Annotated in this window: 11 protein-coding genes and 1 pseudogene; 8 read left to right on the top strand and 4 right to left on the bottom strand. The window is 70.2% G+C overall.

The window, feature by feature from the left end; genetic code table 11:
• Nucleotides 1–360: ArsI/CadI family heavy metal resistance metalloenzyme (locus ACWD1Z_RS35335; RefSeq protein ID WP_451124676.1), on the top strand; the 360-nt coding region annotated here is incomplete at its 5' end.
• Nucleotides 361–367: 7 nt separating this feature from the next.
• On the top strand, nucleotides 368–1,621 hold the full coding sequence (locus ACWD1Z_RS35330; protein WP_451124674.1) for an MFS transporter: 1,254 nt from the start codon (nucleotides 368–370) through the stop codon (nucleotides 1,619–1,621).
• A gap of 54 nt (nucleotides 1,622–1,675) precedes the next feature.
• Here the strand turns inward: ACWD1Z_RS35330 and ACWD1Z_RS35325 are convergent, their stop codons facing one another.
• A complete protein-coding gene (locus ACWD1Z_RS35325) occupies nucleotides 1,676–2,470 on the bottom strand; it encodes an SDR family oxidoreductase (protein ID WP_451124672.1) in 795 nt (264 codons plus the stop codon).
• On the bottom strand, nucleotides 2,467–3,474 hold the full coding sequence (locus tag ACWD1Z_RS35320; protein WP_451124670.1) for an NADP-dependent oxidoreductase: 1,008 nt from the start codon (nucleotides 3,472–3,474) through the stop codon (nucleotides 2,467–2,469). The genes ACWD1Z_RS35325 and ACWD1Z_RS35320 overlap by 4 nt, the downstream gene beginning before the upstream one ends.
• A gap of 263 nt (nucleotides 3,475–3,737) precedes the next feature.
• On the opposite strand from ACWD1Z_RS35320, the gene ACWD1Z_RS35315 reads away from it, so the two are divergent.
• Entirely contained in the window at nucleotides 3,738–4,106 is a 369-nt protein-coding gene (locus ACWD1Z_RS35315) for a hypothetical protein (protein WP_451124668.1), read from the top strand.
• A 207-nt stretch (nucleotides 4,107–4,313) separates the two neighbouring features.
• On the opposite strand, the gene ACWD1Z_RS35310 is transcribed toward ACWD1Z_RS35315, so the two are convergent.
• Nucleotides 4,314–6,203 carry an ATP-binding cassette domain-containing protein gene (locus ACWD1Z_RS35310; protein WP_451124666.1) on the bottom strand — a complete coding sequence of 630 codons (1,890 nt, stop codon included), beginning with the start codon at nucleotides 6,201–6,203 and terminating at the stop codon, nucleotides 4,314–4,316.
• Between the two features lie 544 nt (nucleotides 6,204–6,747).
• Between ACWD1Z_RS35310 and ACWD1Z_RS35305 the strand changes: the two genes are divergently transcribed.
• Nucleotides 6,748–8,169, top strand: coding sequence for a non-reducing end alpha-L-arabinofuranosidase family hydrolase (locus tag ACWD1Z_RS35305; protein WP_451124664.1), 1,422 nt, complete (start codon nucleotides 6,748–6,750; stop codon nucleotides 8,167–8,169).
• Between the two features lie 70 nt (nucleotides 8,170–8,239).
• On the opposite strand, the gene ACWD1Z_RS35300 is transcribed toward ACWD1Z_RS35305, so the two are convergent.
• Entirely contained in the window at nucleotides 8,240–8,875 is a 636-nt protein-coding gene (locus tag ACWD1Z_RS35300) for a TetR/AcrR family transcriptional regulator (RefSeq protein WP_451124662.1), read from the bottom strand.
• Nucleotides 8,876–9,010: 135 nt separating this feature from the next.
• On the opposite strand from ACWD1Z_RS35300, the gene ACWD1Z_RS35295 reads away from it, so the two are divergent.
• From ACWD1Z_RS35295 to ACWD1Z_RS35280, 4 genes and pseudogenes are all read left to right on the top strand, one after another.
• Nucleotides 9,011–10,156, top strand: coding sequence for a VOC family protein (locus ACWD1Z_RS35295; protein ID WP_451124660.1), 1,146 nt, complete (start codon nucleotides 9,011–9,013; stop codon nucleotides 10,154–10,156).
• 29 nt (nucleotides 10,157–10,185) lie between these two features.
• Nucleotides 10,186–11,124, top strand: a complete 939-nt coding sequence (locus ACWD1Z_RS35290) for a fumarylacetoacetate hydrolase family protein (protein WP_451124658.1) — start codon at nucleotides 10,186–10,188, stop codon at nucleotides 11,122–11,124.
• Between the two features lie 9 nt (nucleotides 11,125–11,133).
• Complete coding sequence (gene mhpA, locus ACWD1Z_RS35285) at nucleotides 11,134–12,711, top strand: bifunctional 3-(3-hydroxy-phenyl)propionate/3-hydroxycinnamic acid hydroxylase MhpA (RefSeq protein WP_451124656.1); 1,578 nt, start codon at nucleotides 11,134–11,136, stop codon at nucleotides 12,709–12,711.
• 53 nt (nucleotides 12,712–12,764) lie between these two features.
• Nucleotides 12,765–13,602, top strand: a pseudogene (locus tag ACWD1Z_RS35280) (AMP-binding protein); the annotation flags it as partial.
• Nucleotides 13,603–13,693 lie beyond the last annotated feature (91 nt).

The raw sequence follows: 13,693 nt of genomic DNA, 5'->3' as shown, positions 1-13,693 counted from the left end.
GACGGCTACGCCAACTTCGCCATCGCCGAGCCCCCGCTGAAGCTCGTCCTGATCCAGGGCACGCCGGGGGAGGACACGCGCATGGATCACCTCGGCGTCGAAGTCGAATCCTCCGAAGCCGTCCACGCCGCGGCCGCCCGCCTCGCGGAGCAGGGCCTGGCGACGGACGTGGAGAACGACACCGCCTGCTGCTACGCCCTGCAGGACAAGGTGTGGGTGCACGGGCCCGGCCAGGAACCGTGGGAGGTGTACGTCGTCAAGGCCGACGCCGACACCCTGGCCAAGCGGAAGGACAAGCGGAAGGACAGCACCTGCTGCGCCACCGAGGCCCAGCCGGCCGCGGCCGGTAGCTGCTGCTGACCGCGCAATGGCCAACGTGCACCCCGGCAGGGCCGCGACCGGTGCGGGGGACCGGTCGCGGCCTCGCGCCGCCCTGCCCGCCCTGTGCGCCACCCAGATCACCAGCTGGGGCATCGTCTACTACGCCTTCCCGGTGCTCAACCCGCAGATCAACGCGGCCACCGGCTGGCCGGTCGGGGCGACCACGGCAGCCTTCTCCACCGCCCTGCTCGTCTCCGCGTTCACCGGTATACGGGTCGGCAGGATCATCGACCGCAGCGGCCCACGCGCCGTGATGACCGCCGGTTCCGTCCTCGGCGTACTCAGCATCCTCATCGTGGCGGCCGCGCCGAACCTGGCCGTCTTCACCGTGGGCTGGCTGCTCGCCGGGATGTCGATGGCAGCCACCTTCTACCAACCCGCCTTCGCCGCGCTGACCCGCTGGTGGGCCCCCGACCCCATCCGCGCGCTCACCCTCGTCACATTGGCCGGCGGCCTCGCCTCCACCGTCTTCGCGCCCCTCACCGCGGCGCTCGCCGACCACATGTCCTGGCGGGCGACGTACGCCGTCCTGGCCGTCGTCCTCGCCGCTGTGACCATCCCGGCCCACCTGCTCGCACTGAACGCCCCCTGGCCCCCAGCGCCGCAAGCGTCCGCTCACGTCACCGGCGGCGCGGACTCGGTGGCCCGCAGCAGGCCGTTCTGGCTGCTGGCGGCCGCACTGACCCTCTCCGCCTTCAGTATCTCCGCCGTCGTCGTCGCCCTGGTCCCGCTCCTCCTCGAACGCGGCTTCACCACCAGCGAGGCCGCCTGGGCCCTGGGCCTCGGAGGCGCCGGCCAGACCCTCGGCCGCACCCTGTACGCCGCCCTGGCGCGCCGTACCCGGCCCACTGCGCGCACGGTCACGCTCATCGGCCTGGGCGGTCTCACCACAGCGGCCCTGGCCCTCGCCCCGGGCCCCTACGCCCTGCTGGCCGCGTTGTCGGTCGCGGCCGGCATGGTCCGCGGCAACATCACCCTCCTCCACGCCACCGCGATCACCGACCGCTGGGGAACCGCCCACTACGGCCGTCTGTCCGGGCTCCTCGCGGCACCCGCGACCGCGGCTTCCGCCCTCGCTCCGTTCGCTGGGGCCGCCCTGTCCGCACCGCTGGGGGGATACCCCCAACTCTTCGGACTGTTGGCCGGCCTTTCCCTGCTGGCCTCACTGATCGGTCTCGGCACGGCCGTGCGGCGTGAGGGTGACCCCAGCTTGCGCGGTGCGCCCACGCGGGCGCTGTAGGACGACGACCTCAACAAGGCTGACGTCGACCGTTCCGCGATGCAGCCAACCACCTCACGCAGCCGCGGACTTCCCTGGACCGGGGACGCTGCGGAAGCGGAAGGGCTCCGGTTCGCGGTCCGGCTGGATGAACCAGCACTCGCCCGTCCCGTCGCCGGTGACGATCCGCAGCACCGTGTCCGCCACGACCTCCGCCGGGATGACGGGCAGGCCTTGCGCGCTCAACATGTCGCGCAGCCGGTCGATGATCCGCGACTCGGCGAACCCCGGGCAGACCGCGTTGAAGCGCACGTTGTCCGGCGCGAGAGCGGGCCCCAGCGAGCGTGCGAGCCCGACGACCGCGTGCTTGTTCGCCGCATACAGCGGGTCCAGCGGTACGGCCGTCAGTCCCGCGAGGGAGGCGGTCGCCACGATCGCTCCTCCGCCGCGGGCCCGCAGCGCCGGGAGTACCGCATGGGTGCCGTAGACCACGCCGTCGAGGTTGGCGCCCATCGCCCGGCGGTAGCGTGCGGGGTCGAAGTCGTCGCCGACGCCGCATCCGGTCGCCACGCCCGCGTTGAGCAGCGCGATGTCCACACCGCCGTACCGCTCCTGGGCGAAGTCCACGAGCGCGCGGTTGGCGTCGAGGTCGGAGACGTCACAGGCGCGGAAGGCCCCGCCGACCAGGTCGGCCACCTCCTGCCCGGCCCCCGCGTCCAGGTCCGCGACGACCACCCGGGCCCCGGCCTTGCCCAGCGCGAGCGCCATGGCGCGGCCGAGTCCACTGGCACCGCCGGTGACGATCGCCACCTTGTCCGCGAGCGCGGCGCTGTCCGGCTGCCCCTCCCGGGGGCTCTGGGAGGCGGTCACGCCAGCTCCAGCACGAGCTTGCCGACGTTCTCGCCGCGGAAGAGCATCTGCAGCGTCTGAGGGAAGTCGTCGACGGTGCCCCGCACCACGTGTTCCTTGACCTTGACCCGGCCGTCCGCGATCCAGGCGGAGATGTCCTGCGCGGCCTTGGCGTACTGCTTGGCGTAGTCGAAGACGACGAAGCCCTCCATGCGGGCCCGACGCACCAGCAGCGTCAGGTAGTTGGAGGGGCCCTTGACGGGGGTGGCGTTGTTGTACTGGCTGATCGCGCCGCAGACCACGACGCGCGCGTGCATCGCCAGCCGGGTCAGGGCGGCATCCAGGATGTCCCCTCCGACGTTGTCGAAGTAGACGTCGATGCCGTCGGGGGCTTCCCGGCGCAGTGCCTTGCGCACATCCTCGGCGCGGTAGTCGATCGCCGCGTCGAAGCCCAGTTCGCCGGTGAGCAGTTGGCACTTCTCCGGTCCTCCGGCGATGCCCACGACCCGACTGCCCTTGGCCTTGGCGATCTGTCCCACCATGGTGCCGACCGCGCCTGCCGCCCCGGAGACCACGACGGTCTCGCCGTCCTTGAGCGCGCCGACGTCGAGGAGCCCGAAGTAGGCCGTCATGCCGGGCATTCCGAGCGCACCGAGGTAGGTGGAGGGCGGCGCGAGGGACGTGTCGATCTTCAGGGCGCCCTTGCCGTCGGAGACCACGTGCTCCTGGACGCCGAACGTGCCGACCACGTGATCACCCGGCTGGTAGTCCGGGTGGTTCGAGGCGGTGACCTCGACGACCGACCCGGCGCGCATCACTTCCCCGATGCCGACCGGCGGGAGGTAGGAGGGACGGTCGTCCAGCCAGCCCCGCATGGCCGGATCGAGGGATATGACGCGTGTCCGGCCCGCGAACTGGCCCGGACCGGGTTCCTGGACGGGCTCGGAACTGTGCTCCCAGTCCTCGGACTTCACGTCACCGAGGGGACGGGCTGCCAGGCGGATCTGGCGGTTGGTCGCAGACATCACGGCTCCTGTCGTTCGTGGTCTAGAGTGAGGGTACCGACCGGTAGGTATGCAAGGGATGGTGACTTGCGTCACCGATGGCGTGATGGACCCCGCCGGTGGCCTGATTCAGCGAGAACAACCGGCCCACCGACCAGCCGGACGGATTGGCCGACGAGGGACTGTTGGCCGTTGCACGGATCCTCCTACGCTGCAACCGTCAACCAGTCAATCAGCGGTGGCCACCCGCGACTCCTGACACCATCGAAGCAGTGGGGATACACGTGAAGATCCGCACAAAACTTGCAGGGGGAGCAGTCGCAGCGGCGTTCCTGGTGGGCACGACGCTCGCCGGACCTGCGGCCGCTGGAGAGACCACCGTACTGGCGACACGGAACTGCCCACCCGCGCCGACCTGTTCGTTCCAGGTCACCGGATTCCCCGGTGGCACCATCTCGATCGACCTCGACGAGTACGGCAGCGGCACGGCCGGTCACCGCTGGGACCTCATCAACGGTGCCGGCAACTACCAGTGTTACGGAACCTACCGTGCGATCGACCCGCCCAGGTCCTGGACCTGTAGCGGGGTCGTCGGGGGCACGGTCACGGTAGTCGCCCAGATGAACGGCGGCGGCTACATCGGCATTCGCTGATCTCCGGGTCCGCCGGGGGTACCTCGTCGGGGTACCCCCGGCGGTCAGCGAAGGAATCTGTGTCTGTGCACCGGCCCGCACCAGACCGGGACGAGGTTCGACTCCTGGCTGCTGGGACGGCGAGCGAAGATGCCCAACCGCTTGCGCGGCGTCGTCAACAAGCCTGAACGCGCTCGCCTCGTCCCACGCGCCCCGGACGCGGACGGGTCAGCGGTCCTGGGACAGTTCCAGCAGCTCGGCGAACGTTCCGCCGCCGTGGACGAGGTCGTCGTAGCTGCCCTGTTCCGTGATGCGGCCGTGTTCCATCACGATGATGTGGTCCGCGATCTTGGTGTTCTCCAGGCGGTGGGTGACCACGATGGTGATGCGGTCGGCGGCGATGGCCTTGATCTGTTCGAAGATGCCGTGTTCCCCGCGCGGGTCCATCTGTGAGGTGGGCTCGTCGAGGATCAGCAGCTCGGGCTTGCGGTACAGGGCCCGGGAACAGGCGACGCGCTGCCACAGGCCGCCGGAGAGTTCCGATCCGCCGAAGACATCGCGGGCCAGCAGTGTGTCCAGTCCGGCGGGCAGGTCGTCGATGGCCTCACGCAGGCCGACGGCGTCGACGGCCTCCCACACCGGGCCGTCGTCGTGGGTGCGGGGCTGGCCGAGGGTGATGTTCTCCCTGACGCGCAGGGGCCACTGCGCGAAGATCTGCGGCACCAGGCCGGTGTTCGCCCACACCGTGGCGGGGTCGACGGTGGCGAGGTCCGTGCCGTTCCACGTCACCTTGCCCTTGTCCGGGAGGTAGATCCCGGTGAGCAGCCGGGTGAGGGTGGACTTGCCGGAGCCGTTCGCTCCGACGATCGCGAGGATCTCGCCGCGCCGCAGCGTCAGTGACACTCCGGCCACCGCGGGCTTGTCCTTGCCCGGGTACTGGTAGACGGCTTCGTGGAGCGCGATGTCCTCGACCGGGGCGGCCACGGACTCGGGACCGCGCTTGGGTGCGCGGGCCGCGGCATCGTCGAGGAAGGACTGCATGTCGCCGAGGTAGAGGCTGGTGTGGAAAACGGCGGCTCCGTTGATGACGACCTGGGACAGGGCGGCGAGCGTGGTCTGTACGGCCACGACAGCGGTGGCGGCGACCGCGAGGTCGATCCGTCCGCTCACGGCGAGCCAGGCCAGCGCTCCCCAGACGGCGACGAGGAAGAAGCCGCCGACCAACGAGGACAGCAGGGAGATCCGCAAGGTGCGCGGCGCGGCGGCGAGGGTCCGGCGGTCGCAGCGGTCGGACAGGGCGCGGTACCAGTAGATCAAGTAGTCCGTCATCGAGTTGGCGCGGACCTCGTCGCCGTACCTCGATGTGGTGGCCCACCAGCGCATCATGCCGCGTACGTTGCGGTCGGCCACGTTGGCGTAGTGGGTCTCGTAATCCACCCGGGCGGTGAGCACGGCACCGACGCCGGCCGGGAGCACGGCGAGCAACAGCAGCGGGAGCATCAGCACGTTCAATACCGACAGGACGCTGCCGGCGGTGATCATGCGGATCAGTGCCGACATGAAGTGCTGGGCGTCGCTGACCATCACCAGCGTACGGATCGTCCCCATCTCGGCGGCCTCCTGCCGATCCGAGAAGCCGTCCACGGCATACGCGGCGGCCTCGACCCGGCACACCGCCTCGACCAGGGCGCTGTCCGTCTCCGTGGCCAGCCGGGGAGTGATCCGCCGCTCGGCGTACATGGCCACCGAGCCGACGGCCCGGCCGAGCGCGGCCGCCAAGGCCACGACCAGGAGTGCGGGCAGGGCACTGCGCAGCCGGTCGGCGACGGCGTCGTCGGAGAGGATCGGCTGCATGGCCTCGGCGGTCGCGGTCAGCAGGACGGCGGCCGAGACGCCGGTGAGCAGCTGACAGCCCAACAGCAGCTGCACTGCCCGCCGGTCGGTCCGCCATGACAGCCGGGCGATCCTGCGCAGCACCTGGGGGATCTGCGCGCACATCCGCCGGAAGGACACCTCGGCCAGCGGGTTGACGGAGTACTGCCCGCTGTAGGTGATCTCCGCCGGCGGAGGAAACGGTGGTGGGGTGTCCTGCTGCTTGCGGGTCTCGGCCGAGCTCAACGTGATTCCCCCTTCGTCGCGGCTGGTTCACGAGGCTCAACGACTCCGCCAAGTTTTCGAACACCTGTGTTTCGGACGGACCGTGAACCTTGCGGTAGAGCGCGCGGCGGAGCTTGTGCGATGCACCGGCCCTTGCCGCACATGGAGCAAGCCTCTGCGCCGTGGTGGCCAAAACGCCGAGTGCCGACGTTCATCGAACTTTCGAACATCATTCGGAAAATCGGTGCGGTCTCGATGTCGAGTGCGCGGGGCAACAGCGGTCCGATGTGCCCGCGATCCCGGGTTGAGGCGCTGGGCCTGTCACCCATGTGACCTGTACTGCTGCGGGTTTGGCTGCCTCGCAATATTTCGACCGCCACCGCGACTCTTGCGAGAGGTCTTGACGCCGTTCATCCGCTCCCTAATATCAGTTGCTCGATACCCCGACAGTTGTTCGGCATTGCGAACATTCCAGAATTGCCGCGCGCGTATGTCATGCACCGGACATCACGCCATCGACAGTCCGGACCGACCGGAACCGCCTACTCGAGATTGGGAAGTCCCTATGCGCAGAGGAAGTTTCAGCGGCAGGCACCCAGGCGGGGTGCTCGCTGCCGCGGTTGTGGTCCTCGCCGCGCTGGCGGCGATGCTCGTCGCCACCCCGGCGCAGGCGGCCGGCAGTGGCCCCTTACGCGGTGTCGGCTCGAACCGGTGTCTCGACGTGCAGGGCGCCGGCCAGGTCAACGGCACGTCCCTGCAGATCTACGACTGCTGGAACGGGTCCAACCAGCAATGGACGTCGACGGACAGCAACCAGCTCACCGTGTACGGCACCATGTGCCTGGACGTTCCGGGTCATGCCACCACGCCCGGTACCCGGGTGCAGATCTGGACCTGTTCCGGCGGCGCGAACCAGCAGTGGCGGGTCAGCTCCGACGGCACGGTCGTCGGAGTCCAGTCCGGGTTGTGCCTGGAAGCGGCGGGCGCCGGGACGGCCAACGGCACGGCGGTGCAGATCGGGACGTGCAACGGCGGCAGCAACCAGAAGTGGACCGGCCTGACCGGCACGCCGCCGGACGGCGCGTGTGCTCTTCCGTCGACCTACCGGTGGACGTCGACGGGTGTGCTGGCGCAGCCCGCGCACGGGTGGGCCGCGGTCAAGGACTTCACCACCGTGACGCACAACGGCAGGCACCTGGTCTACGCGTCCAACTTCTCGGGATCGTCGTACGGCTCGATGATGTTCAGTCCCTTCACCAACTGGTCGGACATGGCATCGGCCGGTCAGACCGGGATGAGCCAGGCCGCCGTGGCGCCCACGCTGTTCTACTTCGCACCGAAGAACATCTGGGTGCTGGCCTACCAGTGGGGTGCGTGGCCCTTCATCTACCGCACGTCGAGCGACCCCACCAACCCCAACGGCTGGTCCGCGCCGCAGCCGCTGTTCACCGGGAGCATCTCCGGCTCCGACACCGGCCCGATCGACCAGACCTTGATCGCCGACGGCCAGAACATGTACCTGTTCTTCGCCGGTGACAACGGCAAGATCTACCGCGCGAGCATGCCCATCGGGAACTTCCCGGGCAACTTCGGCTCGTCGTACACGACGATCATGAGCGACACGAAGGCCAACCTGTTCGAGGGCGTCCAGGTCTACAAGGTGCAGGGCCAGAACCAGTACCTGATGATCGTCGAGGCGATGGGTGCGAACGGACGCTACTTCCGATCGTTCACCGCCTCCAGCCTGAGCGGTTCCTGGACCCCGCAGGCCGCGAGCGAGAGCAACCCCTTCGCGGGCAAGGCCAACAGCGGTGCCACCTGGACCAACGACATCAGCCACGGTGACCTGGTCCGCAACAACCCCGACCAGACCATGACCGTCGACCCCTGCAATCTGCAGTTCCTCTACCAGGGCAAGTCCCCGACGGCGGGCGGCGACTACAACCGGCTGCCGTGGCGGCCGGGTGTCCTCACTCTGCGGCGCTGACCTTCCCGCTGCTCCGAGGAGCCCCGGCCGTGCGGCGGCCGGGGCTCCTCCCGTCTGCGGCGGCGGTCGGTCAGGCGGGTCCGGGAAGGGGGCGCCGGGCGACCTCGTGGGCGTCGTCCGGGGGGACGCCGAGCATGCGCAGGACCATCTCGGCCAGGTTCACCGCGGCCTCGTCGCCGTCCAGGTCGGGGCGGGTGAAGCGCAGTTCCACCAGGGACAGCAGGGTTCCGCCCAGTGCGGACAGGGCGACCGCCGGGTCGGCGACGGTGAAGCGGCCGGAGGCCGTGCCGACCTCGATGTCCCGCCGCGCACGCCGGGCCAGGCCGTTGTCCGAGTGGATGTGGCCGAGACCGCGGCGGCGCAGGACCTGCATCAGCTCGGGGTGGGAGTCGGCCATGCGGGCGCTGAGCCGGAAGCCCGCGGCGACGAGTTCCGCCGGGTCGTCGATGCCTTTCAGGCGCTCGTCGAAGCTCTGGCCGAACTCCTCCAGGGCGTCCACCACGGCCGCCTCGAACAACTCGGTCTTCGATGCGAAGTGGTTGTAGAAGGAGCCGAAGCCGACATCGGCGCGCTCGGCGATGGCCTGGATGCTGGCGCCGGTGTCCCCGGTCTCGGCGAGGATCTGCCGGGCGGCACGAAGGAGCGCGCCACGGGTCTCGGCGCGGCGCCGCTCGAACCGGTTGGTGGGCGGGGCTGACGAAGGCATGCGCACAGTCTAGCCGCGACGACGATGCAAACAGCAGTTCTGATGAATCCATCATTTCCTGACGGTAACGCCTTGACGACGTAACTGTCAGAGTTGATGCTTTCATCATTACGGCGATGTTGCCCGGAGGGCGCCATGTCTGAAACCCGCGTCCAGGGGGCCGGTGTCACAACGGCCCACCAGGACCTGCACAGCGAACGTGGAGCCCGGCGCGGCGAGCATCCCGGCCGCGCCCGGAACCCCGTGATCAAGGTGGCGGACCTGGCCTGGCTGGAGTTCGAGAAGCCGGATCTGGAGCGGGCCGAGGTCTTCGCCCGGGACTTCGGCTTCCAGGTCGCCGCCCGCACCGACGGCGACCTGTGGCTGCGCGGCACCTTCGCCGGCTCGCCGTGCATGGTGATCCGGCGCGGGCGCACGTCCCGTTTCATCGGCCCGGCGTTCCGCGCGGCGGAGCGTGCCGACCTGGAGCGGCTTGCGCGAGCCACCGGGTCCGTTGTGCGGGAGGCGGACCTGCCCGGCGGCGGCGAGGCGGTCGACCTGCTCGATCCGTCCGGTTTCCCGGTGCGGGTGGTGCACTGCGGCGAGCAGCTTCCGGCGCTGCCCGAGCAGCGGCCACTGCGGCTCAACTTCGGCACGGATCACCGCCGTACGAACGCCCCGCAGCGCCCGCCCCGTGAGCCGTCCCGGATCCAGCGGCTGGGCCATGTCGTCCTGGAGACCCGGGTGTTCGGCCGGGCCCTGGACTGGTACCTGGACACGCTGGGGATGATCGTGTCCGACTTCCTGTTCCTGGACGGGCAGCGCGACCGCGGCCCGACGATGGCGTTCATCCGCTGCGACCTCGGTGGTGTGCCGGCCGACCATCACACGCTGGCGATGCACCTGGGACCGGGGACCGGCTACGTCCACTCCGCCTACCAGGTCACCGACCTGGACTCGATCGCCGCCGGCGGCGAATACCTCAAGGAGCGCGGCTACCGGCGCAGTTGGGGCATCGGCCGGCACATCCAGGGCAGCCAGCTCTTCGACTACTGGCGTGACCCCGACCGCTTCATGCTGGAGCACTTCGCCGACGGCGACCTGTTCTCCTGCGACGTCGAGCCCGGCTGGGCGCCCATGTCCACCAGCGGCCTGGCCCAGTGGGGTCCGCCGGCCACCCGCGACTTCCTCGGCGCGAGCCCCTCCCCGCAGCGGGTCCGCGACGTCATCCAGGCCCTGCGCGGCGACAACGAGCTGGACCCGGCACGCCTGCTGGGCCTGCTCAAAGCCGTCAGGTCCTGAACCCTCAACCCCCTCACGAAGGCACTGACATGAGCACCAACGTCCTGCGCACGACCGCCGGATGGTGGGTCGTCCGCGACGGCAGGGCCATCCCCGTCGACACCAAGGCCGCCACCACCGCCGAGCTGATCGCCGACCGCCAGGCCGTACGGGAGGCGGCACTCTCGCCCGACACGGGCACGCCCGTCACCGACCTCGTCGCCCTCTCGCCGGTCACCGCCCCCTGCCGCGTGGTCGCCCAGATGGTCAACTACCGCAGCCACGCCCGCGACTCGGGCTTCACCGGCGACATCCCGCCCACCTTCTTCCGTAAGGCGTCCGGCTCGGTCAGCGGCCCCGGCGACGCCGTCGTACGGCCCTCCCACGTGAAGTTCCTCGACTACGAGATCGAACTCGGGCTCGTCATGGGCGCCACGCTGCCGATCGGCACCACGGTCGAGGAGCGGGACCTGCCCTCGTACGTCGCCGGACTCGTCGTCACCAACGACGTCAGCGCGCGCGACGTCCAGCTGACCAAGACGCAGTTCTACGAGAGCAAGTCCTACCCCACCTTCACACCGACCGGCCCCTACCTCGCCCTGCTGGAGCCGGAGGACTTCGCCCATCTGCTGGACCTCAGGCTGCAGTTGTCCGTCAACGGCGAGCTGCGCCAGGACCGCACCCTCGCCGACATGATCGTCCGCCCGGCCCAGGCCCTGACCCTGCTCGCCCGCTTCCAGACCCTGGACCCCGGCGACCTGCTGCTGACCGGCACCCCCGGCGGGACGGCTCTCAAGGCCCCGCCGAAGCCGGTCGAGAAGATCGGGGCGCTGCTGCCGCCCGCCATGAAATGGAAGGCGTTCTTCAAATCCCAGGCGAGGAACCCGCATTACCTGCACGCGGGAGACGTGATCACCGCGACCATCGCGACCCCGGACGGCCGCATCGATCTCGGCGAGCAGAACACCCCCGTCACGGACGCGAAGTAGGGACCCGAGGTGAGCCGCACCCCACCGCACGTGCCCGTGGTGATCATCGGCGCCGGACCCGTGGGCGTGACCGCCGCCCTCCTCCTCGCCCGGCGCGGAATCCGCACCGTCCTCCTGGAACGCCACCGGGACGTCTACCCGCTTCCGCGCGCCGTCGCCACCGACGACGAAGTCCGCAGGATCCTCCAAGCGGCGGGCGTGGGGGAGGAGTTCGCCGCGATGGTCCGCCCCGCGAACGGACTGCGGCTGCTGGACGCCCGGCACCGGGTGATGGCCGAGTTCCGCCGCACCGGGGACGGCCGTCACGGCTACCCGCAGACCAGCATGTTCGACCAGCCCGAGCTGGAACGACTGCTGCGCGACGCCCTCGCCCGGAACCCGGAGTGCGAACTGCGCGGCGGCGCGGAGGTCACCTGCGTCACCCCGGACGCTGCCGGCCCCGTCCGCGTCACCTACCGCGACGCCGACGGAGAACACCACCTGTGGGCCGAAGCGGTCCTGGGCTGCGACGGGGCCAACAGCCTCACCCGCGACGCCATCGGCGCCGTATGGGAGGACCTGCGCTTCGAGGAGCGCTGGACCGTCGTCGACGTCCGCACGAGCGCCGACGTCCGCTGCTGGGAGGGCGTCGACCAGGTCTGCGACCCGCACCGCCCGGCAACCTTCATGCGCGTCGGGGAGGACCGCTACCGCTGGGAATTCCGTCTCACGGACGGCGAGGTGCCGGTCGGCGAGCTGGTCGCCCCCTGGCTGCCGCCCTTCTACGACGGGGACTTCGAGATCGTCCGCGAGTCCCAGTACACCTTCAAGGCACGCATAGCCGACCGCTGGCGCAGCGGACGCGTCTTCCTCCTCGGCGACGCCGCCCATCTCACCCCGCCGTTCATCGGACAGGGGCTGTGCTCGGGCCTGCACGACGCCTGCAACCTCACCTGGAAGCTCGCCCACGTCCTGCGCCGGGGCGGCGACGAGCAGTTGCTGGACACCTACGAGAGCGAACGCAAACCGCACGCCCGTCACGTGATACGCCTCGCGGTCGCCATGGGCTGGACCATGACCGGCGGCCAGGACGGCGCCGCCCCCCTGCGCCGCAGACTCCTGGCCGCGGGATGCCGCATACCCCGCCTGGCGGAGCTGGCCGGCCGCGACCTCAGCCCGCCCCTGACCGCCGGCCCCCTCGTCCGACGCGGTCGCCGCAGGGGCCTGGCGGGTACCCACTGCCCGCAACCGTGGATCACCACCGCCGGACGGCGAGTCCGCCTCGACGAGCTGCTCGGCGACTCCTTCACCATCCTGACCGCCACCCAGCCCTGGCCCTCACTGAACGCCCTCGCCCACGCGCTCGGCGTCCGGGCGATCCCCGTGACCGACCTCGCCGACGACGGCACGCTCCCCGCCTGGCTGCGCGGTGGCCGGGCGCAGGCCGTCCTGCTGCGCCCCGACCGCGTCGTCATGGACGTCGTCCCGGCCGGCGACCGCGACTTCACCGACACCGCCACCTGGGCGGCCCTGCTGCACACCACCCGCAGCCCTCTCCCACCCCAACCCACCGTCGGGCAAAGCCTGCTGAGGAGCACCACACGATGACCAGGCCCCCCTTCATAACCCCCGCCCCGTAGGTCGTCGCGGTCGGCAGCACCATGGAGTTGGCCCGCAGCACCGGCCAGGACGGCACCGATTACGCGGCCCCTGCACCGCTGGTCGGTCACCGACCTGGAAGGCTTCTGGGGCGCGGTAAGGGAGTACTTCGACATCGACGCGGACACCCCGTACGAGCACGTGCTTGCCGATGAACGGATGCCGGGCGCATGGTGGTTCACCGGAGCCACCCTCAACTACACCCACCACGCCCTGCGCAACCTCGCCGACGACGACGTGGCGATCATCGCCCTGGACGAGACCGGCTCCGCATACGAGGTCACCGGTGGTCGGCTGCGCGCCCAAGTCGCCTCCGTCGCGGCCACCTTGCGCGAACTGGGCGTCGGCCAGGGCGACCGGGTCGTCGGCTACCTGCCCAACACCCCGCACGCGATCATCGCGTTCCTCGCCGCCGCAAGCCTCGGCGCCGTGTGGTCGGTGTGCGGGCCGGACTACGCCCCCCAGGACGCCGCCGACCGCTTCGCACAGCTCGAACCCACGGTCCTGATCGCTGCCGACGGCTACCTGTTCAACGGCACCACCCACGACCGCCGCGAAGCGGCCCGCGAACTCGCCAAGTCCCTGCCTGCGTTGAAGGCAACGCTGCTGGTGGACCCCGTAGGTCTGCCCTGGCCATCGCGCGCATTCCCGTCGCCGGTGGTGTCGTGGGAGGACGCCGCCACCCGCACCGAGGAAATCACCTGCACACCAGTCACGTTCGACCATCCCCTGTGAGTCGTGTTCTCCTCCGGCACCACCGGACTGCCCAAGGGAATAGTCCACGGCCACGGCGGTGTCCTGCTGGAGCACCTGAAGACCCTCGGCCTGCAGTCCGACCTAGTACTGCAACGGTGCTTGCCGTGACTGCTGGCCAGCTCGGTCGTTGATGTGGTCATGGGTGGGGACCTTGCTGATGTCAGGTTGTGGGCTG

Source organism: Streptomyces sp. NPDC002784 (genome assembly GCF_053592135.1).
This window is presented reverse-complemented; position numbering and strand designations above follow the sequence as displayed.